Source organism: Blautia massiliensis (ex Durand et al. 2017) (assembly GCF_051861785.1).
Classification (GTDB): Bacteria; Bacillota; Clostridia; order Lachnospirales; family Lachnospiraceae; genus Blautia_A; species Blautia_A luti_A.
Window position 1 is genome coordinate 2,081,209 of the sequence record NZ_CP146725.1, and the last position, 22,036, is coordinate 2,103,244.

The 22,036-nt window shown below is 42.7% G+C and carries 24 protein-coding genes, 1 tRNA gene and 1 pseudogene; 15 read left to right on the top strand and 11 right to left on the bottom strand.

The annotated features are described in order from the left end of the window. Positions 1–369: 369 nt before the first annotated feature. The 6 genes from V9W66_RS09960 (at position 370) to V9W66_RS09985 (ending at position 5,295) form a co-directional block, all read left to right on the top strand. Positions 370–1,137 (top strand): ParA family protein, encoded by a 768-nt coding sequence (locus V9W66_RS09960; RefSeq protein WP_144092134.1) that lies wholly within the window; start codon positions 370–372, stop codon positions 1,135–1,137. Beyond that, the gene (locus tag V9W66_RS09965) at positions 1,137–2,069 is read left to right on the top strand and encodes a ParB/RepB/Spo0J family partition protein (RefSeq protein ID WP_022426830.1); all 933 of its coding nucleotides are present in this window, start codon (positions 1,137–1,139) and stop codon (positions 2,067–2,069) included. The genes V9W66_RS09960 and V9W66_RS09965 overlap by 1 nt, the downstream gene beginning before the upstream one ends. Before the next feature lie 8 nt (positions 2,070–2,077). Next, positions 2,078–2,599: a DUF4446 family protein gene (locus V9W66_RS09970; RefSeq protein ID WP_144092132.1), complete on the top strand. Its 522-nt coding sequence runs from the start codon at positions 2,078–2,080 to the stop codon at positions 2,597–2,599. A 44-nt stretch (positions 2,600–2,643) separates the two neighbouring features. Further along, on the top strand, positions 2,644–3,939 hold the full coding sequence (serS, locus tag V9W66_RS09975; protein ID WP_015526534.1) for a serine--tRNA ligase: 1,296 nt from the start codon (positions 2,644–2,646) through the stop codon (positions 3,937–3,939). Positions 3,940–3,972: 33 nt separating this feature from the next. After that, positions 3,973–4,848 carry a DUF3881 family protein gene (locus tag V9W66_RS09980; protein WP_144092130.1) on the top strand — a complete coding sequence of 292 codons (876 nt, stop codon included), beginning with the start codon at positions 3,973–3,975 and terminating at the stop codon, positions 4,846–4,848. 370 nt (positions 4,849–5,218) lie between these two features. Then, positions 5,219–5,295 (top strand) — tRNA-Arg (locus tag V9W66_RS09985). Positions 5,296–5,502: 207 nt separating this feature from the next. Here the strand turns inward: V9W66_RS09985 and V9W66_RS09990 are convergent. Then, entirely contained in the window at positions 5,503–5,658 is a 156-nt protein-coding gene (locus V9W66_RS09990) for a hypothetical protein (RefSeq protein ID WP_243121565.1), read from the bottom strand. Positions 5,659–6,010: 352 nt separating this feature from the next. Here V9W66_RS09990 and tnpC point away from each other — a divergent pair, with 352 nt between their 5' ends. The 4 genes from tnpC to V9W66_RS10010 all read left to right on the top strand — a co-directional run bounded on the left by tnpC (position 6,011) and on the right by V9W66_RS10010 (position 9,971). Continuing rightward, complete coding sequence (gene tnpC / locus V9W66_RS09995; protein WP_186289962.1) at positions 6,011–7,459, top strand: IS66 family transposase; 1,449 nt, start codon at positions 6,011–6,013, stop codon at positions 7,457–7,459. A gap of 53 nt (positions 7,460–7,512) precedes the next feature. Then, on the top strand, positions 7,513–7,983 hold the full coding sequence (locus V9W66_RS10000) for a hypothetical protein (RefSeq protein ID WP_144092128.1): 471 nt from the start codon (positions 7,513–7,515) through the stop codon (positions 7,981–7,983). A 211-nt stretch (positions 7,984–8,194) separates the two neighbouring features. Next, on the top strand, positions 8,195–8,923 hold the full coding sequence (locus tag V9W66_RS10005) for a DUF6577 family protein (protein WP_144092126.1): 729 nt from the start codon (positions 8,195–8,197) through the stop codon (positions 8,921–8,923). A 4-nt stretch (positions 8,924–8,927) separates the two neighbouring features. Continuing rightward, entirely contained in the window at positions 8,928–9,971 is a 1,044-nt protein-coding gene (locus V9W66_RS10010) for a nucleotidyl transferase AbiEii/AbiGii toxin family protein (protein WP_144092124.1), read from the top strand. A 74-nt stretch (positions 9,972–10,045) separates the two neighbouring features. On the opposite strand, the gene V9W66_RS10015 is transcribed toward V9W66_RS10010, so the two are convergent. From V9W66_RS10015 to V9W66_RS10025, 3 genes and pseudogenes are all read right to left on the bottom strand, one after another. Beyond that, positions 10,046–10,777: a YkgJ family cysteine cluster protein gene (locus V9W66_RS10015; protein WP_144092122.1), complete on the bottom strand. Its 732-nt coding sequence runs from the start codon at positions 10,775–10,777 to the stop codon at positions 10,046–10,048. A 35-nt stretch (positions 10,778–10,812) separates the two neighbouring features. Next, positions 10,813–11,322 carry an LPD11 domain-containing protein gene (locus tag V9W66_RS10020; protein ID WP_334296090.1) on the bottom strand — a complete coding sequence of 170 codons (510 nt, stop codon included), beginning with the start codon at positions 11,320–11,322 and terminating at the stop codon, positions 10,813–10,815. A gap of 193 nt (positions 11,323–11,515) precedes the next feature. Then, positions 11,516–12,445: pseudogene (locus V9W66_RS10025) on the bottom strand (type IV secretory system conjugative DNA transfer family protein); the annotation flags it as partial. Between the two features lie 121 nt (positions 12,446–12,566). Here V9W66_RS10025 and V9W66_RS10030 point away from each other — a divergent pair. Continuing rightward, positions 12,567–12,914 carry a hypothetical protein gene (locus tag V9W66_RS10030; RefSeq protein WP_186289961.1) on the top strand — a complete coding sequence of 116 codons (348 nt, stop codon included), beginning with the start codon at positions 12,567–12,569 and terminating at the stop codon, positions 12,912–12,914. Between the two features lie 694 nt (positions 12,915–13,608). On the opposite strand, the gene V9W66_RS10035 is transcribed toward V9W66_RS10030, so the two are convergent. The 7 genes from V9W66_RS10035 to V9W66_RS10065 all read right to left on the bottom strand — a co-directional run bounded on the left by V9W66_RS10035 (position 13,609) and on the right by V9W66_RS10065 (position 19,203). Continuing rightward, positions 13,609–14,772, bottom strand: coding sequence for a tyrosine-type recombinase/integrase (locus tag V9W66_RS10035; RefSeq protein ID WP_186292801.1), 1,164 nt, complete (start codon positions 14,770–14,772; stop codon positions 13,609–13,611). Between the two features lie 20 nt (positions 14,773–14,792). After that, positions 14,793–14,999, bottom strand: a complete 207-nt coding sequence (locus tag V9W66_RS10040) for a helix-turn-helix domain-containing protein (RefSeq protein ID WP_144100337.1) — start codon at positions 14,997–14,999, stop codon at positions 14,793–14,795. Between the two features lie 532 nt (positions 15,000–15,531). Continuing rightward, positions 15,532–15,714 carry a hypothetical protein gene (locus V9W66_RS10045; protein WP_243121809.1) on the bottom strand — a complete coding sequence of 61 codons (183 nt, stop codon included), beginning with the start codon at positions 15,712–15,714 and terminating at the stop codon, positions 15,532–15,534. 505 nt (positions 15,715–16,219) lie between these two features. Continuing rightward, the gene (locus V9W66_RS10050) at positions 16,220–16,759 is read right to left on the bottom strand and encodes a hypothetical protein (RefSeq protein ID WP_144095070.1); all 540 of its coding nucleotides are present in this window, start codon (positions 16,757–16,759) and stop codon (positions 16,220–16,222) included. Between the two features lie 97 nt (positions 16,760–16,856). Next, a complete protein-coding gene (locus V9W66_RS10055) occupies positions 16,857–18,308 on the bottom strand; it encodes a sensor histidine kinase (RefSeq protein WP_144095068.1) in 1,452 nt (483 codons plus the stop codon). Continuing rightward, positions 18,292–18,957, bottom strand: a complete 666-nt coding sequence (locus V9W66_RS10060; RefSeq protein WP_144095065.1) for a response regulator transcription factor — start codon at positions 18,955–18,957, stop codon at positions 18,292–18,294. The genes V9W66_RS10055 and V9W66_RS10060 overlap by 17 nt, the downstream gene beginning before the upstream one ends. 57 nt (positions 18,958–19,014) lie before the next feature. Continuing rightward, positions 19,015–19,203 (bottom strand): helix-turn-helix domain-containing protein, encoded by a 189-nt coding sequence (locus V9W66_RS10065; protein WP_144095063.1) that lies wholly within the window; start codon positions 19,201–19,203, stop codon positions 19,015–19,017. A 157-nt stretch (positions 19,204–19,360) separates the two neighbouring features. Here V9W66_RS10065 and V9W66_RS10070 point away from each other — a divergent pair, with 157 nt between their 5' ends. The 4 genes from V9W66_RS10070 (at position 19,361) to V9W66_RS10085 (ending at position 21,961) form a co-directional block, all read left to right on the top strand. After that, positions 19,361–19,729, top strand: a complete 369-nt coding sequence (locus V9W66_RS10070; protein ID WP_144095061.1) for a helix-turn-helix transcriptional regulator — start codon at positions 19,361–19,363, stop codon at positions 19,727–19,729. A 194-nt stretch (positions 19,730–19,923) separates the two neighbouring features. Next, positions 19,924–20,253: a plasmid mobilization protein gene (locus V9W66_RS10075; RefSeq protein ID WP_144095059.1), complete on the top strand. Its 330-nt coding sequence runs from the start codon at positions 19,924–19,926 to the stop codon at positions 20,251–20,253. Then, on the top strand, positions 20,214–21,527 hold the full coding sequence (locus V9W66_RS10080; protein ID WP_144100339.1) for a relaxase/mobilization nuclease domain-containing protein: 1,314 nt from the start codon (positions 20,214–20,216) through the stop codon (positions 21,525–21,527). Before V9W66_RS10075 ends, V9W66_RS10080 begins: the two co-directional genes overlap by 40 nt. A 101-nt stretch (positions 21,528–21,628) precedes the next feature. Further along, entirely contained in the window at positions 21,629–21,961 is a 333-nt protein-coding gene (locus V9W66_RS10085; protein WP_144093943.1) for a DUF6050 family protein, read from the top strand. The last annotated feature ends 75 nt before the right edge of the window (positions 21,962–22,036 follow it).

The following is a 22,036-nucleotide window of genomic DNA, read 5'->3' on the forward strand; positions in this document are numbered from 1 at the left end:
TATATCTATACCGAGAAAATAGAATAATTTTCAAGATTATGATAAATCAGAACAATTTCAGCAAAATATCTATAAATGGAAACTTCATTTCTCGGTACGTTTTTATGGCGTAAAATATATAGTCTGATTGGTAACAAATAAAACTGGAAGTTTATGCTGAGTTGATGGACTTTATAATCGATGTACTGTTACTGTCAAACTTCTGTTTAGTCCGGAATGAGTTTGGGTATACTACACAATAAATAAAATAATTCAAAACCTATTTTCTATTGTTTCACGTGAAACATTATGTGGCAGTTTAAAAATAAAAGTGTTATAATGATATCCAATGAGTAAAAATCCCTTAAAAAAATAAAAAGGAGGGGTACAATGGGACGAATCATTGCAGTTGCCAATCAGAAAGGCGGGGTTGGAAAATCAACGACAGCCATCAATCTATCGGCCTGCCTTGCTGAAAAAGGGAAAAAGGTTCTTGCCATCGACATTGATCCGCAGGGAAATACGACCAGTGGACTTGGCGCAGACAAGAATGCAGTAGAAAACACCCTTTATGAGCTGCTGCTTGGAGAAGCAGAGACCAAGGATACCATTATAAAGAACGTTGTAGATAATGTTGACCTGATACCATCGAATATGAATCTTTCCGGTGCAGAAATTGAACTGGTTGATCTTGAGGATAAAGAATTTATTCTGAAAAAGATCACGGATAAACTTCGCCGGAAATATGATTACATAATCATGGATTGTCCGCCGTCACTGAGTATGCTTACAATTAATGCTTTGACAGCCGCAACCTCCGTTCTGGTGCCGATTCAGTGTGAGTATTATGCATTGGAAGGTTTGTCACAGTTGATACATACCATCGAACTGGTAAGAGACCGATTGAATAAGATATTGAAGATCGAAGGCGTGGTCTTTACTATGTATGATGCCAGAACAAATCTGTCACTTCAGGTTGTAGAAAATGTAAAAGAAAACCTGGACCAGAATATATACAAAACGATCATACCGAGAAATGTACGACTTGCAGAGGCACCAAGCTATGGAAAACCGATCAATCTGTACGATTCACGATCTACAGGAGCAGAGAGTTATCGCCTCCTGGCAGAAGAAGTTATAGGCAGGGAGGGCGAGTGATGGCTGGAAGAAGAACAGGAGGCCTTGGAAAGGGTCTTGACGCACTGATCCCGAACAAAGCAGGCGGTCCGTCAAAGGAACCTGCAAAAAAGACAAGATCTGCAGTTGTAAAAAAAGACAAACCAACTGAAAAAGATAATCCGGCCGCAGAACGACTTGTGAAAATTTCCAGCGTAGAACCAAATCTGAATCAGCCCAGAAGACATTTTGATGAGGATGCGCTGCTGGAACTTTCGGAATCCATTAAACAGTACGGTGTTCTTCAGCCGTTGTTGGTATCCGATAAGAAGGATTATTTTGAGATCATTGCAGGTGAACGCCGCTGGAGAGCTGCCAAGATGGCAGGGCTCAAGGAAGTTCCTGTTGTTGTAAAAGAGTTTACAGACCAGGAAATCGTAGAAATTTCCCTGATCGAGAACATTCAGCGGGAAGACCTGAATCCTATAGAGGAAGCGATGGCATACAAACGTCTGATGGAAGAGTTTCACCTGAAACAGGATGAAATCGCAGACAGAGTTGCCAAAAGCAGAACTGCAGTAACTAATTCCATGCGTCTTCTGAAGCTTTCTTCAAAAGTTCAGGAAATGGTAATTGCAGATATGATCTCAGCTGGTCATGCGAGAGCACTTCTGGGAATTTCTGATGAAGCTCTTCAGGAAACAACAGCCATGAAGGTTTTTGATGAAAAACTCAGTGTTCGTGAGACGGAAAAACTTGTAAAGAATCTGGTTTCTCCTGCGAAAAAAGTAAAAACAGAGAGAAACACAGCAGAAGATGCCATTTATGAGAGCCTGGAAGAAAAAATGAAAGGTATCATGGGAACAAAGGTATCCATTCAGCGAAAGAAAAACAACAAAGGTAAAATTGAAATTGAATATTATTCCAGAGATGAACTGGAGAGGATCATTGATCTGTTCGAATCTATCAGATAGGAGGCAAAATGAGCGGGATTTTTGAAAGCATGGGAATTGATTCCGGGATTGTGATCGTTGTTTTGCTGATCCTTACCATCATTCTTCTGATTAATGTGGTGAGTAGCAATATGCGTCTCAGTCGTTTGGAACGGAAGTACAAGATGTTTATGAGAGGCGGAGATGCACAGTCACTGGAAAAAGTTTTTGTAAGAAAATTTGCACAGATCGATCGGCTGTATGAAGCAAAGGAAGATCATGATCATGACATCAGCTTTATCAAAAAAAATATGAATGTAATGTTCAGCAAATATGGCGTTGAAAAGTATGATGCATTTGATGATGTAGGTGGAAAACTCAGCTTTGCACTGGCGCTTCTTGATAAAAACAATACAGGTCTGATCTTGAATGCGGTTCACAGCCGCGATAACTGTTTCCTTTATTTAAAGGAGATCGTAAAAGGTGAGTCTTATGTTGTACTTAGTCAGGAAGAAGTGGAAGCTTTGAGAAAAGCAGTAAACTTTGGCCTTGGTGAAATTGAGAAGGAGTAAAAAACTGCAAAGAGTAAGAATATTTTTAATACAGGAGGAATATCATGTTAGACATTAAGTTTGTGAGAGAGAATCCGGAGGTTGTAAAGCAGAATATCCGCAATAAGTTCCAGGACAGCAAACTGGAGCTGGTTGACAAGGTTCTCGAACTTGATAAAGAAAACAGAGAGATTAAGCAGGAGGTTGAGGCTCTCCGTGCTGAGAGAAACAAGATCTCCAAACAGATCGGTGCTCTTATGGGCCAGGGAAAAAGAGAAGAGGCAGAAGAGGTTAAAAAACAGGTTGCTGCATCCGGAACTCGTATTGAGGAACTTTCTCAGAGAGAGAAAGAGGTTGAGGAAGAGCTTCTGAAAGATATGATGGTGATCCCGAACATCATCGATCCTTCTGTACCGATCGGTAAAGACGACAGCCAGAACGTAGAGATTGAGAAATTTGGTGAGCCGGTTGTTCCGGATTTTGAAGTTCCGTATCATACAGATATCATGGAGAATTTTGATGGAATCGATCTTGACAGCGCAAGACGTGTTGCCGGTAACGGATTCTATTATCTGATGGGTGATATCGCACGCCTTCATTCCGCAGTAATTTCCTATGCAAGAGATTTCATGATCAACCGGGGATTTACTTACTGCGTACCGCCTTTCATGATCAGAAGCAACGTTGTTACAGGCGTTATGAGCTTTGCGGAGATGGATGCTATGATGTACAAGATTGAGGGAGAGGATCTTTACCTGATCGGAACAAGTGAGCATTCCATGATCGGTAAATTCATTGACCAGATTATTCCGGAGGAAGAGCTTCCGAAGACACTTACAAGCTATTCTCCGTGCTTCCGTAAAGAGAAAGGTGCTCATGGACTTGAGGAGAGAGGTGTTTACCGTATTCATCAGTTCGAGAAACAGGAGATGATCGTTGTTTGCAAGCCAGAGGAGAGTAAGATGTGGTTCGACAAGCTGTGGCAGAATACAGTAGATCTGTTCCGTTCTCTTGATATTCCGGTTCGTACGCTTGAGTGCTGCTCCGGTGACCTTGCTGATCTTAAGGTAAAATCCCTCGATGTTGAGGCATGGTCTCCACGTCAGAAGAAATACTTTGAGGTAGGAAGCTGCTCCAACCTTGGAGATGCACAGGCACGTCGTTTGAAAATCCGTGTAAACGGCAAAGATGGCAAGAAATATCTTGCTCATACATTAAACAATACAGTAGTAGCACCTCCGAGAATGCTCATTGCTTTCTTGGAGAATAACCTGAATGCAGATGGATCTGTAAACATTCCAAAAGCTCTGCAGCCATATATGGGTGGTATGACAAAGATTGAGAAAAAGACACGCGCGTAAGAGAAACGCAGGCTTTTTCAGGGAGGTGTTCTTGTGCACAGTTATTTAAAGACCGTTGGTTTTTCACAGATTACCAGAAGAAGTGAAATAAAAGAGATCATCCGTGATGTGATCGCAAGCTACGATGAAAAGGTTTGCGTGGAAAATCATCCGGAAGGCGTCTTTGTACAGTTTTCCAAGAATTATGGCTGTGACTGTGGAATCAGCGTTTGTGGTCAGTACGATGAGAACGGTGAGTTTCACGTGGAATATTATTTCCCATTTTTCAGGGGAACAGGAATCACATCCAGGGAAAAAGTGACTGTTGAACGTCATACAGATAAGGAATCTTATGCAGGAGCATGTGATGATTTGCGTATTGGCATGACTATGATCTTTTATCTGCAGAATCTGGCAGAATATATGCAGGAGAAATACAAAGGCCTGAAAGACCCGGGAGACCGTCCGGTGACGGTTTCCGGTCTGGCTTCTGAGGGAAAGATCCTGTTTCCGCTGCAGAAGGATAAGGAAGAGGTAAAGGTGGAGAGAGAGCTTTCCAAAAACAGGACTAATCTGATCGCAGCAGCGCGTAATGGTGATGAGGAAGCTATGGAGAGCCTTACAATGGAGGATATGGATACTTACTCCATGATTTCCCAGAGAATTGTTACAGATGATGTTCTCACGATCGTGGACTCTTATTTCATGCCTTATGGAATTGAATGTGATCAGTATAATGTTCTTGGTGAGATTCTGGATATCATGAAATTTAAGAATATCCTGACAGGTGAAGAAATCTGCCAGATGACTATAGAGAGCAATGATATACAGTTTGATATCTGCATCAACAGCAAAGATCTTCTCGGTGAACCGGCAGTTGGACGCCGCTTCAAAGGAACAATCTGGCTGCAGGGTCAGCTGCACTATTAAGTTTTCGAATTTAGAATTAATTCTTGTAATTTCAAAATAAATATAGTAAAATAATAGTTGTGAAACTTTTGGAAGTGTTCGAAATGTTTCACAACTATATATGTCCATATAGTTCAGCTGGATAGAGGGTTCGCCTCCTAATTGGCAGATGGTTCGTTTCCAACACTAAGGGTTCAGTTCTAAAATATTAGCACAGCGCAATATCTGAAAAACGCTGTAAATACAAGGGTTGTAATGGTTAAATATAACCGTTATAATATATAAAGTGTCTCTGTAGCTCAGTGGATAGAGCGATGCCCTCCTAAGGGCTAGGTGGAACAAACGCCTTTTGATATGATAACTAGATAAAATTGAATAGATTTTTAAGAATGTCCCAGTACCTCAGCAGGATAGAGGGTTCGCCTCCTAAGCGAAACGTCGCAGGTTCGACTCCTGTCTGGGACGCCACAAACTCCGCTGAAAGCCTTATTTTACAAGGTTTTCAGCGTTTTCTTATTTATGGCTTTCTATTTACGCTGAATATGATTTGTTTTCAATCAATCATTTTTTATTCGATATTTTTTAAGACTTTTAAGGAAATAGGCTTGCTAACACTTTTTTATTTTTGAAGAAAAATCGCTGGTTTTTTTGAAATTTGCTAACACTTTTGAAATTCTATCTTTGAAGTGCCTGCTTTAAAAATTGCTCTTTCATTTCTGGCGATAAAGATTTAATCAGTTCCAATAATGCCATATCACTATCGGTTAAGTCGGTATCTTGCTTTGGATTGTCTGTATCATCATTAAGCGTAGAATAAAATTCTTTATCCATTTTTTGTGCATTGGTAACTATTCAGTACCCCGTTAAGTACATCTTAATTTTTCGGCAAAACAGAGAAAATAAAATTTCTGTTTCGTCATCGTTTTAGTGTAAAATGTGGATAATTTTTCAGTTTGGTTGCCAAGTGCTTTGGGTTTGTGGATTTCTGAAACATAACTCCTTAGTTTTACCCAGATAACAGCATTTTTGTGGATTTTATCCGGGTGTTATCAGCATTTAATCTCTGATTTTTTCTGGTTATCCACCGTCATTTTGACAGTATGCCAAAATCTTACGATTCGCTTTTTATCCCATTTTCCGTTAAAATAGAAGTATCAAATTTTAACGGAAGAAGGTGGTCTGATTGACAAAAGATGAAATGAATAAGCAGTTATTACAGCAGGTTAATTCATTAACATCAACTGTAGATTCTCTGAATGCTACAATCAATGCGCAGACACAGTTAATCGCTCAACTCAATCAGACGATACAGGAACTAAAGGAACAGCTTAATAAGAACTCCAAAAACAGTTCCAAACCACCTTCAAGTGATGGTTTCAAAAAGCCTGCCCCAAAGAGTCTGCGAAAACCATCTGGCAAAAAGGTTGGTGGACAGAACGGACATCAGGGGACACATTTAGCGGTAATAACAGCTCCGGATAAAATAGTCACACATATGCCTTCTGCATGTGAAGGATGCCCACATTATCAGATATGCAAGGGCACTGCATGCATTGCAGAGAAACGCCATGTTATTGATGCGGTTGTTACAGTCAATGTAACGGAGCATCAGGCACTGGGACTTCCAATCTGTATGCTGTATGGAGATACACGCAGAGGTGCTTTCCCTTCTGACGTAAAAGCAGCCGTACAGTATGGCGAAAACCTTCAGTCACTAGCTGTTGCGCTAAATATCGTAGGTGCAGTCAGCATCAAACGCACCCATGAGATTCTTTCCGGAGTATTTAACATTCCAATTGCAACAGGAACGATCAGCAGCATGGTAAAAAGATGCGCTGACAGTCTGAGTGAAACAGTAGGTAAGATCAAGGATAAAATGATTGGTTCCGCACTTGGACATTTCGATGAAACAGGAACCAGAGTGGATAAAAAACTCTGGTGGGTTCATGATGCCTCAAATTGTGAATACACCTATCTTGATATCAGTCCCAAACGTGGAAATGCCGGTATGGAACAATGCGGTGTTCTCCCGGAATTCAAAGGGATTGCCATGCACGACTGCTGGGCTTCCTACTGGAATTATCCGGATATTCAGCATGCAGTCTGCTGTGCCCATCTTCTCCGTGAATTAACGGGGATTGATGAAAATCATTCTGAACAGAAGTGGGCATCTGCATTTATAGACCTTTTACTGGAAATGAAAAAGGTCAAAGACAAATCTGTAGAGAAAGGTAAGGACTTTCTGAGCTATTATCACTATCATAAGTTCGATAAAAAGTATGATGAACTTATCGAACAGGCCCGGAAGGAAAATCCACTTCCCAAAACCGCGGAGAAAAAACGTGGCCGGAAGAAAAAAGGAAAAATCCTTGCCCTTGTAGAACGCCTTGCGAATTACAAGGCCTCAGTCTGCCTTTTTATCCATAACTTCAATGTCCCGTTTGATAACAACCAGGCAGAACGTGATCTTCGGATGAAGACCAAAGTATCCGGATGCTTCCGAACTGAGGAGGGTGCCAGAGATTATCTGAAAATCATGTCCTACGTAGGCACGGCACATAAACAGGGATACAATGCTTACGAAGCTATCAAAAATGCGATCACAGGTCACCCTGATTTCATCTTTGAGTAAAGCTAGTTCTGAATAGTTACGAGAGAAAACTATAAAATTGTGTTACAGAAGCTATGGAAAAAAGAGATTTGGAAACATTGTTATTTTTACGAGTTGCTTATGAAACAGGAATTCGCGGGAATGATATATTAAAGATGGACATGTCTTGTATGAAGGGACGTCAGATCCTATTAGCTGAAGGGAAAAGAGGACTTGAATGCTTATACCAGCAGCTAAACGGAAATTATCCAAAAGTATCGCGACAAACCTTGCGTGTGATGGAAGTATTGTATAAAAAACAAGGGAAGTTTTTCAGCGCTTCACGAGAATATTATGTGCGAAAAATATATCGCCTTTGGGAACAGTCACCGTTTTGTTTTCATGATCTACGGCGAAGTAGAAAATTGTTGGAAATTTACTTATTGGAAGAGCAACGGAATACCGTTGATGCAGCAATATACGCTGCAGAACGGGAAGTGAGTGCTGGAGAAGAACTTTTAGATGCAGCCGAAGTTATGCAAAATTTGAGAGAAAAACATTTATGAGCAACGGAGTGTGCCAGGTGGTATTTCTGCTTCTAAATACATATTTTTTATGAAAAGTGAAATAATAAATAATGGTAGCATTTCGGCAGTAAAGTTGAGTTACTGCCGAAATGCTATTGACTTTTAAAAAGAGAAAGGCATATAATGATGATAGCAAAACGGCAATAAAATCAAATTACTGCCGAAATGCTACGATAAGGTGGTGGAAAATATGTGTTGGACAGATTACCTGAATAACAGAGTTGGCTTTAACAGAACAGATTTAAGAGATGCTTTTGTATCAGATGGAATTTGTATGAGTCCTTCTGTATTCAAAAAAGAATTAAATAAATTGTTGGATGAAGGAAAAATTGCTCGTGTAGGAAGAAACGCATACTGTATTCCTGTAAATGAGGAAGCCAGTTATGATTATACTTATTCACAGCTTGCTGAAGATGTTGCAGATATAATGAAGACGAATCATCCTTTTTTGGAATTTTCGATTACAGAGCTTATCCAGATAAATGAATTTGTGAACCATCAGATTGCACATAATATTCTGTTTCTTTCAGTAGAGGATGATCTGAAGGAGTTTGTTTTTGAGACTTTAAAGGAAAAATATCCGGGAAAAGTATTACTGAATCCGAGTGTGGAGTTATTCCATCAATATTGGTCAGAAAATATGATTGTCATCCAGAAATTAACCACAGAGGCACCTAGAAGTAAAAAGGAACCTTGGAAAGCAAGACTGGAGAAACTGCTTGTGGATCTATTGACGGAATCCTTATGGCTTGAATCTATTGGAGAGAGCGAACTTCCAACAATTTACGAGGATGCATTTTTACGGTATATCATAGATGAAAGCTGCCTTTTCCGCTATGCGGCTCGTCGCAATGCTGAGAAAAGAATACGAACATTCATTGCAGAACAAACAACGATAACATTACGAATAAAGAGGTAAGAATATGCTCAAAAGAGAAAATTTTACAGAGGAACATATCCGAAATCTTCAGCAGAGCAGCCGCAGGGATCCGGTCCTTTTAGAACGGGCAGTCTACGCATTTGGTTTACTGGAAGCCTTGGCGCGTGTAGAGATGCCGTTCATCTTTAAAGGTGGAACCTGCCTGATGCTTCTTATGGATTCGCCGCGGCGATTATCTACGGATATTGATATTATTGTGCATCCGGAGACAGACTTGGATGATTATTTGAAAAAGGTTTCGGAGATTTTCCCATTCCGGGACATGGAAGAGCAAAAGCGAGTTGGGAAAAATAATATCGTAAAGAGGCATTTTAAATTCACTTACGACTCTCCGATTAACCAGAAACCATTTTATATTTTGCTGGATGTACTATTTGAAGAAAACCATTATGCTGAAGTAGTAAGGAAAGAAATCAGGAACGATCTGTTACTGACAGAGCCTAAGTATCTTCCCGTAGAACTTCCAAGCGCCGATTGTATACTGGCGGACAAATTGACTGCTTTTGCCCCACATACAACAGGAATTCCATTGAATGTGGGGAAAGATATGGAAGTGATGAAACAGTTTTATGATGTCGTTTCACTGTTGGAGATTTTTACGGACAGCAGTAAAATCCTTCCGACGTACCAGCGTATTGCTCAGGCAGAAATCGCATACAGAGGCATCAATGCTACGGCACAGGATTGCCTGTGGGATACCTTTGATGCTGCATTTAGTATCGCATCGCGTGGAAAGATAGGTGCAAAGGAATATCCGCTTTATGTCAAAGGGATTCGTGATCTGCGAGGACATATTTATGCAGAAAATTACAGCCCGGAAATTGCTGCTGTACGAGCTGTAAGAGTCATGTATCTGGCTATGTGTCTGCTGACAGGAAATACATACAAAAAGGTAGAAGATGTCAATGAAATGAGTGATAAAAAGTTGATGCATAGTGAACTGGCTTCATTGAAATATTTGAGAAAGGTCAATTTAGAAGCCTATTCCTATCTGGTTCTGCTTGACGAAATATTGGAAATAAGATAGTTGTTGAACACAAAAAATATTATACAGACATGAAAAGAGCCGTCCATCTGGGCGGCTCGAAGTATTTGCAATCATCAATTTTTATTAGACATAAGAACATCAACGGTTCGTAATGTTTCAATTAAAGATAGGATCGCATCTGAGTTTTGTTGAAACTGTGTTTGAAAATCTTCTGTAATCTCATAGTTCAGATATAGTGAGATCAGGATTGCATTCCATATTCGGAGCATGATCTTACCCGGTACACTTTTTTCCAACAAGTGCAGATGTTTGCAAAGTGTTGCCTGCGTTTTGGTCCAGGTAAAGAAATAGTCATCTTTTAGCGGAATGTTAAAATTACGGAACCATTCTTGAACGGTATGGGTTTCTGTTGCATCTCCGCAATCTGGATTAGTAAACACGTATCCTACCGACATTTCTTCCACATTTTTCGGGAAATCACCATTATCAGGAAGTGCAAGATACCGACCAATCGGAAACATAGCACAAACTGCAGGTTTTACATCGTGTACCAAACATTTCCGATCTTTTAATAGTGGGCAGCGTTGGACACTTCCTCGTGGTTTCAGTCGAACTATTGGGAAACGGGAGTTAGATCCAATATAAGTTTCGCAATATTGTTCAAAGGCATCTTTTGGTGTAATCTGAAATTTTTTTGCTATGTTAAACAGATCCTTTGGGGACAAGAGAATATCCTCCTGGTGGATGCAGCACTTTCCGCACTGAGTGCAATGAAATGTAAATGTATCATTGAGACCGATTTCTATGTATCCTAATTGTTCTTTTAGTTCATTTATTGCAGTCATACTCATTCTCCTTAAAAAAATTTGTAAAGATATTATTATTTTATAGCTGGGCACATTGCTTTTTCATATTCCAGAATTTGCTCCCATGTCAACCATTCTGGTTTTCCATCATCAGGAAATTCTTTCCCGAGTTTTTTCATGGCGGCAATTTGTTTTTCTTCATCCAGATAATACAGACGTCCAGTACAACGGTTTCCGTAATTCAAGTAATACTCACAGTCGCTTTGTAAACGGCTAAGCATCATGTACTGAAATTCATAAGGATTTTTCGGTTTATCTGTTAGAATTTTAAATGGTTTCCGGATAGGCATATCCGGTTCTCCATCAAATTCATTTCCAACTGCGGAGTGTAGGTGAGGAATTTCAAAGTCACCAAGTTCTACATCTTTCCACAACTTCCCATACTGATCCTGGTATACCGGGCGAGCCCATTCATCTGTACCAATATAATGAAGAAGACGAGTGGGTTCTTCCGGAATAAGAATCAGTTCATTCGGGGACATGATTACTTCATCTAAAGCAAGCTCATCCAGTTTTTTTGGCATATTGTAAAGGGAAGAGAAACGTTCCTCTAGTTTCTGAATTTCTGCTTCAGATTCAGGAAAATCAAAGCTGCAGTGAATATCAGGTGTCAGATTGTCGGTTTCTTTATCTTCGCCGGTATGAATTTCCAAAATCACACCTGACAATCCTGCGTAATCGCTGTTGGAAGTAGTCTGTACACGCTGACCGATTTTAAATGCAAAAGTAAGCACATTTCTGTTTCCCTGGAAGTGCCAGATCTATTTCATCATAAGAGGTAATTTGCCGAATGAGTTTATTCTGAAATACCTGAAGTCTGGCACCTAAGCCGATAATAACACCGCTTCGCACAGTATCACTGGCTTGCTTGTAGATACAGTAGGGAACTTTCGCTGGATGGGATACCGGAAGCAGATCGAACAGGCTGTTTAGTTCTTTTTCTGAACTCATAGTCAATAATTTGTAAACCTGTCCGATATTTTTTGCTTCTGCAGGAAATCCTTGATCCACATAGAGGACTAAGGCTTTTAGCAGATTCATCTCCGCATTATCCCAGAAATGATCTCCTTTTCCGGAACCCGTATTCTGGATAATGACATCTGCAAATACTTGAGCCATCGTTTCCTGTCCGTTGATTTCACCCAGACAATTCCAACTGTCGGAGTTTTCCGGATTGACCAGATTAAATGCTTTCACTGTATAATCTTCATTTTCCAAATAAACAGACATACTTTCATAGAGTTCGCTTTTGGGATCAGTAATGATTAAACTTTCTCCTCTGGCAACACACTGGAAGATCATATTGCGGGCAAAGGCGCGGCTTTTCATACTTCCGGATGCACCGTAGACAGCAATGTTTCTATTTAGCCGCGTTTTGTTTGGAAGACATACAGCTTTCCCATTCAGTTTTCCCAGAATGGTTCCCTGATTTTTCCTTACATCTCCAGCTAATTCCAAAACTTTAAACATTTCATCCGATGTCATAAATCCGGAAGTGCCGTAGGTTCCCTGCGTGGAGTAATTAAAATTTCGGTCACGATCACTGATTTCTCCATTTCGATCATTTCCCATTCGCATCAGCAGGAAGGTAATCAGTCCAAATACAGTCAGACACAGAAAAATCCCATACAGATTGTACGGAAGATTTGGATTGCTGCCAGCGTTCTGCCAAGTATTGATAACTGAAGAGTGGATTGCCGGTTTGATTTCTGAAGTAAACAACCGGACCGGAATCAGAACAACGTACAGACGGATCATTATAGACTGCATGGATCCAAAGATCCAGAAGAGCATCCATCTCGGAACATTTTCCCATGTGAATCAGCTTATGAACATTTGTGATTGGAAAGAAGAAAAATCCAATGTCTTTTTTGCAGGGAAAATTGTAGGAAAGCGCTGTATTGTCTTTGGGCCAGTCTACGATCTTGTATCTGATGATGCGATTTTTCTCATGCAAGGTGTAAGTCAGGAAATTTTGTTCTGCCAAGGTATCCAGAACAGAAAGAACCTGGTGCTGAAACCGGAAACGGAACTGATGCTGCAGTTCTTTCAGTGTGCAGCTCCATTCTCCCGGAGCAACATTATAGGTCAGATGTTCTATGTTACGGTAGGATGAAGAGTAGTTTGCATAGGAGCAGAGAATCAGGAAATAAAAAAGACAGGAACTTCCGTTTGTACGAATGTTTCTGTCCTTGATGAGCGTTTGTATAAATTCCCGGTAAATCCGGCAGCGTGGAAAATCCACAATTTGTTTTAATTCTAATTGGTAATCCATAGATAATAATTCCTTTCTACTAATTGCATAATAAGGTTTATGTGTGGTAAAATGCTTTGTAAGAACATATATATTTTTAGAAATCTAATGACGTCCAGTAAGGGAAAAATCTGCTAAGTGCTTGGTGGCTGAACGCAGTTCAAATCAAAATACTGCTAACTAAATGCTAAGTACACAGTAGAATGCGTTAGGGAATGAGATGGAATTTGAGGCTATTCCATCCTGGTGAAATCCAGGAAATTAGGGACTTCGCAGGGTATGAGAGGAGCTTAGGTGATACGTTAGTTAATTTGGTTGCAAGTTCTCCTAAGCGTGGGGTCGGAGGTTCAAATCCTCTCTGGGACGCCAGAAAGCACCGCTGCAAGCCTTTTTTCGGGGTTTGCAGCGTTTTTTTGTTCCTACTTCTCCCGGTAATTTCACTTCCGTTACCGGGAGATTTTTATGCGCCGCATGATGTATATATGCTAATTGGACTCGAACGCTTTTCAGAAATTTGCTAAGAAAATTCTGCGTTTTGCTAATTCGATTTTTCGGATCACTTTGCCGGGGCTTGCGCCGCTATCAGGGCTGCGAGCGCACTTGCCAGTTCCGGCGACTTCTGAAGCTGCGCCACAAGGCTTTCAAGGTCCAGGGGCACAGGCTCCGATTTTGTCGGTTCTTCCGGCGGACGGACATTGCGGAGATCAGGCTTGGCATAGAAAGTAGTCTCGAATTTCTGAGCATTGACCTTTCTATCCTCGTCCAGAATGTGAGCATAGATACTGGTTATCATGTCGATCTCGGCATGGCCTGTATCGCCCTGGGTGGCTTTCAGATCGCCGTGGTTGAGTTTCAGTTTGTAGGTGGTACTGGAATCGGTTTTCGGCTTTTTCAGAACAATTCTTGTGCTGGTGTTCGGCATGAGCGGAGTGAAGATGTAATAGATATCCTTCTCACCCAGCGTTTCAATCGCCCGTTTGGAAGCCCTCGTCAGCTCCTTGTCGATGTAGACATAGGCGTTATCCGCCGCAATATCTTCATCGGAAATATGGACGTTCTCCCAGGTCAGCCCCAGGATTTCACCCATACGCAGAGAGCAGGCAAAGGAAAGGTTCATTGCTACATAGAGCTTGCTGTCCGTGCATTTGTCCAAGGCAAGACGGATCATGTCCGCTGTCCAGATATCCCGTTTTGCGTACTCCGTTTTCGGGAGGATCACATTGTCAAAGGGATTTCTTGCAATGATTTCCCATCGTACCGCCTGCTTAAACGCACACCGCAGGAGCTTGATGATCTTTTCAATGGTTTTGTCGCTGACATAGGTGGTAACGGCCTTTCGGGTCTTGGTAGACACCGACTTGGTTTTCTGCAAGGTCTGAATATAACCGTCAACCGCACGGGGAGTAACCGCCTGTACCTCCATATCACCGATGATCGGATTGATATAGTTCGCAATCAGTGCCGTTTGGCCGTCATACATAGACACGCCCCATTTCTTTTCTCCGTAAAGAGATACGAAGTCATAAAGGAACTCGGTGATCGTCTGATTGCTTGGTGGGAGAAAAGTTCCCGTGTGCTGCTGATTTTCGATTTCCGCCTTGCGCTTTAAGGCCTCTTTGTGGGTATGCCAGGTTTCCCACTTCTGTTTGGTTTCTCCGTTTTCATCCACATAGTTGTAAACAACGGAATAATTTTTCTTTCGCTTGATTATAGATGCCATATCGTTCTTCCTTTCTTGGATCACAGATCGAGGGAGTCAAGCCACTCGTTAAATGACCGCTTGGAAATGCGTATGGCGTTACCAATTCGCACGATTTTGAAGTGCCCTTCTTTTACAAGGATATATGCGGAAGTTCTTCCGATGCCCAGAATTTGAGCAATATCGTCAACCGTATACGTCCTTCTTTCAGGGGGTTCTTTCTTCGTGCCGTTCCATGTTTGAGACATGAGAACCCCCTTTCAGTTATGAAAAGGAACAGCACGAATATGTGTGGGTAATATAACTTCCACCATTATTTTACCGTGCTGCTCCGTGTTTGTCTGCTGCTAATTGAAAAGTTTACGATCTATCCATAAACTTTCAAAAAAGAAAAGTAGGCTTACGGACGGCTGCTGGCACAGCTCCACGGGAGTCTAACCCCGGCCCATGCTGATGGGTGCGGCGCACAATGCTTTGCGGGCGTTCAATGCGCGAGTATCTTTGACCCTGTCTGTGTGTCATTGCCCGCAAGCCGCTACGCTTGCTTTGCGGTCTGGTGCTGTTCGCTCGCCCGTTACAGTGGTCCCGTCCTGCGGACTTGAAACGAGGTCATGGCGCACCTGTCGTATGGCTCGGCATAAACAGGAATGTATCCGTTTGCCTTATACTGCGGCGTTGGCCTCCCAACGGGCTTTCTTTGTCAAGGTGCTTACTCCGTTCACGAAAGAGAGAAACAGGGAAAGGGTAAGCTGTTTCCGCTTTCAGACCGGGCTTGTCAGCTCATGCTGACAATGGAATGAGCTTGTCCATCTCCATCTGCGGAAGGTCGCTGAATGACAGTTCCCTGTCACGGCGCCTCTGCATTTCCCGGAGGTAGTCGATTGCCTCATGGTACAGTACCAGCTTGCAGTAAGCATCGAACTGGCACCGCTCGCCATAGTCATTGCGGGGGATCATATCCATCTTTTCACCCCCTTTCCTGGGGGAATGAGGTGGGTTTCTCCCTTTCCGCTAACAAGGCGAACGCAAAGCCGCTCGCTACCCGCTAAAAGTCTCCTTTTTGAAAATTTCTTGAAAATTTTTTTCGAGGCGGGCTTGTCCTCAGAAAACAGCAAAAAGCGCCCAGCAAGTCGCAACGGACCTGCTGGGCGCAGAAATGTTTTGTAAAGAAGATTGCTTACATGGTATAGTTCATATCCAAAGCCGGACTGCTCCGACGGAGGGGCTACGCTTTTTTTAGCTGGTGCAGATCATGGATACTGCGAAACAAAAAGAAGGACACGGCAAAATAACCTCCAATCGGCTACCGTGTCCCTGCAAGTCGTCATTGGTTTGTGTAAACGTAAAGAAACGGCGGCTCTGAAAATCAAAGCCGCCGTTTCAAATGGGCGTGTCAAATTGTCTGCTCTACGACGGCTTTTTTCTTTTGCCGTCGTGCGGCAGCGTCTAAATCAACTTTTGTACGCTGTTAATCGGCAGTAGTGCTAACCCAATTAGGATTGAAAGTTGTCATGCACTCAGCGTCTCCATCCACGGATTTAGATACGAGAAGTCCGTTTTTGATGTCATTCAAGGTTTGCTCATATTCAGCAATACACTGATCTGTCATTTCCTGTGTCCACTCGAAACGGCCTTCGCTGGTTTCAACCATTGTGTGCTCATCCGCCATTTCTTGAAGATTTTTCTTTTCCAGTTCCAGCCATTCTTTGTACTCATCATAGGTCCACCAGTCGTAGTTAATTGTGGGGTGGCTGCTTTCATAATCTTCTTCAGACACCCAGGTTGCGCCGTTGTCCTCACTGACAAAGTTTTTGCCACTTGCTTTATCCTTATAACTTATAACGCCATCCGAATTATCTGTCATGGACGCAACCGTTTCCTGCTGTGCAAAATTGGTCGCTGGTGCATTTAATGCACGAGCTTCTGCAAACGCATTCACGGGGCCTATTGCGCCCAATCCCATTAGTGCTGTTAGAGCCAGCGCTCCCATCATCTTAGTTTTTAACATTTTGTTTTACCTCGCTTTCAAAAATTATAGCTGCCCTTTTAAGGACAGCTATAAGATAACAAAATGATTTGGATATAGTTTGCAAGGAATATGGAGTTTAGATGGAGTTGATGGCTCCTCTTTCTTGCTGCATTTCAAGCCAGAACACCACGCCTCTGCTTGTGTTTTGGATACCATATTTTGCGTGGTGCAGTTCCATGATTTTGCGGACGATATAAAGTCCTAAGCCTGTTCCCCCAGTATTACGATTACGGGAGGTATCCGCTCTGTAAAATGCTTCAAATAGATGGGGTATCATTTCCTCCGGAATATGGACGCCTGTATTTTCAACTTTGCAGGAAACGATATTTTTATCGTTCGACAAGGATATATAGATTGCCTCGCCATTCGGTGAGTAGCGAATGGCATTTACCAAAACATTTTGAATAGCTCGTTCCATCTGTGCTGGGTCTGCATCACACAGGATTTTATCAGGAATATCCACGGAAAGAAAGATTCCTTTTTCAGACAGCAAATCGGTCACATCAGCTATTTGTACCCGAAGAAGCTCTGCAAAATCAATCGTCTTATATTCCGTTCTCTGCTTTCCGTCTGTTTTAGATACATAGAGCAGTTCTTTCACTAATGTTTCCATTTTTTCAACAACGGCCAGCGACCGATCCATATATGTCTCTTGATTTTCATATCCTTTGACCTTATTGAGCATCCCCATTAAATGACCTTTCAGAATTGTCAAAGGCGTTTTCAGTTCATGTGATGCCGCCGAGAAAAATTCCTGTTGCCTTTTTTCAAGTTCTCGCTCTTTTGATATTTCGGCCTCTAACTCGGAATTACTTTTTTTCAGTTCTGCCAATGTATGCTGTAAATTATCCGATAAAGTATTTAAGCTGTCCGAGAGTATTCCTATCTCGTCTGAACGATTAGAATTTCCGTGCGGCTCAAAATTGAGCTGGGCCATTTTTTGCGATGTGCTGCTTAATTCAATAATTGGTTTTGTTATATAACGTGAGTAAATGACAGAAAACAAGATGGACATGAAGAAGATTCCCAATATAACCAGCGGAACGGTTTGCCAAATCGCCTCTGTTGCCTGATTGACGGACACCGTATCACTTTGCACATAAAGGGTATAGTCGCTACCTAACAGGTTAAACACATATCCTGCTTCTGTCAGTAATTCGTTACTTGTAATAATTGCGCTATCAGGATTTTCTTGAATCGTAGCAATAGAATCCTTGTCTGTTGTTATCGTCAATTTATCACTTGAATATAAAATATCTCCATAACTATCTTCAATATAGGCAGTTGCTTTTGTCTGTGCGGTGAATTGCTGAACAAGTGAATAACATTCCTCTAAGGAACCAGCCTTTTCCAATACTGGCACTAAATCATTTGCTTGCTTTTGCAATTCTGCGCTAAGTCGATTGCTATAAGTTTGGGGAATGTATCTCGCCATACTGAAAACAGAAAGCAGACATACCAAAATCAAAAGAACCGTTGTCGCTAAAAAGAGCTTTGCCGTTAGGCTCGTTTTAATTTTCCTTATCAATTTTGTATCCCACCCCCCTGATTGTTTTTATATAGTCAGCATTTAACTTTTTGCGAATGTTCTTTATATGACTGTCAACGATCCGATCTTCGACCTCCAAATCGTCCGCCCACAATCGGTCAAGTAGCATTTGCCGAGTAAAGACCTTTCCCTGATTTTCAAGCATAAGCCTAAGAAGCGCAAACTCTTTGCTGGTCAAAACAACCTCGTTTCCGCCTTGATATACATGGAATCCATCAACATCCATACTCAACTCTTTATAAGTAAGCAGGGATTGATTTTGATTTTCCACAGTCCTACGGCGAAGAATAGCCGCAATCTTGCACAGCAGGATTTTGGGCGAAAAGGGCTTTGGAATGTAATCATCAATCTGCTGTTCAAAACCCCGCAACTGGTTTTCTTCATCCGAAAGCGCAGTAAGCATAATAATAGGGACTTGTGACCTTTTGCGAATGACCTCACATACACCATAGCCGTCGATTTTAGGGAGCATAATATCTAACAGCACAAGGTCGATTGTATCATCAAACATTGCAATCCCCGCCACGCCGTCAGAAGCAACAGCAACTTCATATCCCGCATCAATCAGATGGTTTTTCAATATATCCTGAATGTCAATATCGTCCTCGACAATTAAAATCTTCTGCATTGTTCCACCTCCAAGTCTGTAGTGTAGCATAGTTTTTTGAATTTCCGATGAAGCTCATTATTCTTCCTTGTCTACGAGCGACTTTCTCCGCCCATCAACAGGCTTTTCAGCGTCCTTTGGTATCAACCACATACGGCTGAATTTTGCAACACCCGGTATTCGGTTTTCTTCGCACAGCTTTTGAACCCGTCGTTCGGAAATGCCCCACTTTTTTGCCGCTTCTGGGGCAGAGATATATTCAAGCATTTTGCTATCCTCCCGTAAAAAATCCTTTGTTATTATTATATACGGTTAGCCGAATGATAGCAATACCGAGATATGAAATATAAAGTGTATGAAGAATGGATATCACATCATTCCATGTGCAGACTATGAAATATAGAATGTATGTGGGTGATGTTGAATGGCAAAAGTTGAAGACTGCCCTGGCTTTGAAACCTTCGGTGCAGATGTAAAAGAAGCACGGAAGGCGAAGAACCTTGCACGAAAAGATTTAGCCGAAAAGGTGAACATTGATACCAGGTATCTTGCCAACATCGAAAACGAGGGCACGATCCCAAGCCTGCCGGTCATCATTCAGCTTGTAAAAATCTGCGGCCTGCCGATGGAGAGATATTTCAATCCAGAGGTCATGCGAGAGGAAAGCGAGCTGCGCCAGCGGGTCGGACAGAAGTTAAAGCTCTGCCCGGAACAGTATTTGCCTATCGTGGAATGTGCCATTGACGGGGCCTTAAAAATTGAAAAGCCGAATGAAGAAACGGAGGGTGTCTGAACATCCTCTGTTTTTCTTATTTTGCGGGCATTTTGAGGTTTCCGCAACGCTTTATAAGTAGGGATAAGATACGGTAGCAAGCACAGCAAGCGAGTACCCGCTTGCGAATTTTGAGATTTTCAGGTCCCTTACCCGAAAATTCAAAATTGCTTGTTGGGATAGTCCCAAACCCTTATGAAGAACGGAGGCGGCGCATGGCAAACCGAAAGCGGAATATCCAAATGAAATTCTATGTTACGGAGGACGAAAAACGGCTCATAGACGAGAAAATGAGCCAGCTCCCCACACGCAGATATGGTGCCTACCTCCGCAAGATGGCGATTGACGGATATATCATCTATACGGACACCGCAGATATCAAGGCATTTACCAAAGAGCTTTCTGCCATCGGCCGGAACATCAATCAAATTACCAAGCGAATCAACGCCGGAGGCCCTGCATATCAGGCCGACATGGACGAGATACGGGAAAGGCTGGACGAGATATGGCAGTTACAAAGACACATCCTATCAAGTCAACGCTGAAAGCAGCCATTGACTATATCTGCAACCCGGAAAAGACGGACGGAAAGCTGCTTGTTTCTTCCTATGGCTGTGCCGCCGAAACTGCGGATATCGAATTTTCCTGGACCCGCCGCCATGCCATCGACAAGGGCACGAACCTGGGCCGTCACCTGATCCAAGCCTTTCAGCCTGGGGAGGTCACGCCGGAACAGGCCCATGAGATCGGCATGGAGCTTGCAAAAGAAATTCTGGGCGGCAAGTATGAGTTTGTCCTTACCACCCACATAGACAAAGATCATGTTCATAACCACCTGATTTTCAATACGGTCAGCTTTGCGGATCACAAGCATTATCATTCCAACAAGCGGAGTTATCACTATATCCGCCGCACTTCCGACCGGCTTTGCAAGGAACATGGTCTGTCTGTCATTATTCCTGGACAGGACAAGGGCAAGAGCTATATTGAACATCAGGCCACGCAGAACGGCACCAGCTATAAGGCAAAGTTGAAAGCTGCCATTGACCGACTTCTGCCAGCCTGTTCCAACCTGGAAGAACTGCTTCGCCGCCTGCAGAGAGAAGGTTATGAGATCAAGCGCGGCAAGTATATCTCTGCCAGAGCACCGGATCAGGAACGGTTCACCCGTCTGAAAACGCTGGGGGTTGACTACACCGAAGAAGCCCTTGCCGCCCGGATCGCCGGACGATCCAGACCTTCCCGCCAACCGAAACGGCAGGACGGAAAGATCAGCCTGCTCATTGATATCCAGAATAACATTAAGGCACAGCAGAGCGCAGGCTTCACCCATTGGGCGAAGCTGAACAATCTGAAACAGGCCGCCAAGACCATGAATTTCCTGACCGAGCACGGGATAAGCAACTATGGAGAACTGGAAAGCAAATTGACCGCATTATCCGCACGGAGAGATACCGCTCATGCAGAGATCAAGCGGATAGAAAGCAGAAGTGCCGAACTTGCCCTTGTGATGAGGCACGCCGGAACTTACCGTCAGCTAAAGCCGCTTTATGAAAGATACCGTAAATCGAATGATAAAGAAAAGTTTCTGCGGGGGCATGAGAGCGAGATCATCCTTTTTGAAGCGGCCGCCAGAGAATTAAAACGGCTGGGGACTGTGCCGCTGCCGACAACGGAAAGCATGAAAACGGAGCTTGCCAATCTCAGCGCAGAAAAGGAACGCCTTCTTGCGGAGTACAAAACCGCAAGAACCGAAGCCCAGGAATACGAGACCGTCAAGCAAAATGTGGATGCACTGCTGGCCGTTCCAAAGGAATAGGAACAACAGCGGCGGCATGAACTTGAATAAATTTCTTTGAAAGACGCTGGGCGCAGCTCCCGGCATCCTGTATAATGGAACTGCGGAAGGAGGTTTTACCGATGACAAGAAGCGAAGCAATCAAAGCATTATTCTTCAAAAGTGTACTGCCCGTGACCGTGGCACTGATTCTGTATTGTATCTTCAAATCCGCCTGCATGAAGAACGGAGAGCTTGACTATGTATGGCTCTGGATACTCTGCGGGCTGCCGTTTGGCCTCCATCGGATGTGCCTCTGGATTGTGCCGGGCGGCGGCTCCCTGGGTGGAGGAATCGCCCTGTTTGCATTGAACTTTATTATCGGCGGCGTGATCGGTGGTTTCGTTCTGGCATGGCGGTTGATTGTGGCGGTGTGGTATGTACCGCTGACGGTGTACCGGCTGATTATTGGATGATTTTCTTGCGTTATGGAAATATGGAAAACTGCCGCTCGTGCCGATGGAAAAGCCATTCACAACCTGATGGAAAAA

Bases quoted from the DNA above. Each gene is read 5' to 3' on its own strand.
- V9W66_RS09960 (WP_144092134.1), top strand. From the start codon at position 370: ATGGGACGAATCATTGCAGTTGCCAATCAGAAAGGCGGGGTTGGAAAA.
- V9W66_RS09965 (WP_022426830.1), top strand. From the start codon at position 1,137: ATGGCTGGAAGAAGAACAGGAGGCCTTGGAAAGGGTCTTGACGCACTG.
- V9W66_RS09970 (WP_144092132.1), top strand. From the start codon at position 2,078: ATGAGCGGGATTTTTGAAAGCATGGGAATTGATTCCGGGATTGTGATC.
- serS (WP_015526534.1), top strand. From the start codon at position 2,644: ATGTTAGACATTAAGTTTGTGAGAGAGAATCCGGAGGTTGTAAAGCAG.
- V9W66_RS09990 (WP_243121565.1), bottom strand. From the start codon at position 5,658: ATGGATAAAGAATTTTATTCTACGCTTAATGATGATACAGACAATCCA.
- V9W66_RS10000 (WP_144092128.1), top strand. From the start codon at position 7,513: ATGGAAAAAAGAGATTTGGAAACATTGTTATTTTTACGAGTTGCTTAT.
- V9W66_RS10005 (WP_144092126.1), top strand. From the start codon at position 8,195: ATGTGTTGGACAGATTACCTGAATAACAGAGTTGGCTTTAACAGAACA.
- V9W66_RS10010 (WP_144092124.1), top strand. From the start codon at position 8,928: ATGCTCAAAAGAGAAAATTTTACAGAGGAACATATCCGAAATCTTCAG.
- V9W66_RS10015 (WP_144092122.1), bottom strand. From the start codon at position 10,777: ATGACTGCAATAAATGAACTAAAAGAACAATTAGGATACATAGAAATC.
- V9W66_RS10020 (WP_334296090.1), bottom strand. From the start codon at position 11,322: ATGCCAAAAAAACTGGATGAGCTTGCTTTAGATGAAGTAATCATGTCC.
- V9W66_RS10030 (WP_186289961.1), top strand. From the start codon at position 12,567: ATGGATCCAAAGATCCAGAAGAGCATCCATCTCGGAACATTTTCCCAT.
- V9W66_RS10035 (WP_186292801.1), bottom strand. From the start codon at position 14,772: ATGGCATCTATAATCAAGCGAAAGAAAAATTATTCCGTTGTTTACAAC.
- V9W66_RS10040 (WP_144100337.1), bottom strand. From the start codon at position 14,999: ATGTCTCAAACATGGAACGGCACGAAGAAAGAACCCCCTGAAAGAAGG.
- V9W66_RS10045 (WP_243121809.1), bottom strand. From the start codon at position 15,714: ATGGATATGATCCCCCGCAATGACTATGGCGAGCGGTGCCAGTTCGAT.
- V9W66_RS10050 (WP_144095070.1), bottom strand. From the start codon at position 16,759: ATGTTAAAAACTAAGATGATGGGAGCGCTGGCTCTAACAGCACTAATG.
- V9W66_RS10060 (WP_144095065.1), bottom strand. From the start codon at position 18,957: ATGCAGAAGATTTTAATTGTCGAGGACGATATTGACATTCAGGATATA.
- V9W66_RS10065 (WP_144095063.1), bottom strand. From the start codon at position 19,203: ATGCTTGAATATATCTCTGCCCCAGAAGCGGCAAAAAAGTGGGGCATT.
- V9W66_RS10070 (WP_144095061.1), top strand. From the start codon at position 19,361: ATGGCAAAAGTTGAAGACTGCCCTGGCTTTGAAACCTTCGGTGCAGAT.
- V9W66_RS10075 (WP_144095059.1), top strand. From the start codon at position 19,924: ATGGCAAACCGAAAGCGGAATATCCAAATGAAATTCTATGTTACGGAG.
- V9W66_RS10080 (WP_144100339.1), top strand. From the start codon at position 20,214: ATGGCAGTTACAAAGACACATCCTATCAAGTCAACGCTGAAAGCAGCC.
- V9W66_RS10085 (WP_144093943.1), top strand. From the start codon at position 21,629: ATGACAAGAAGCGAAGCAATCAAAGCATTATTCTTCAAAAGTGTACTG.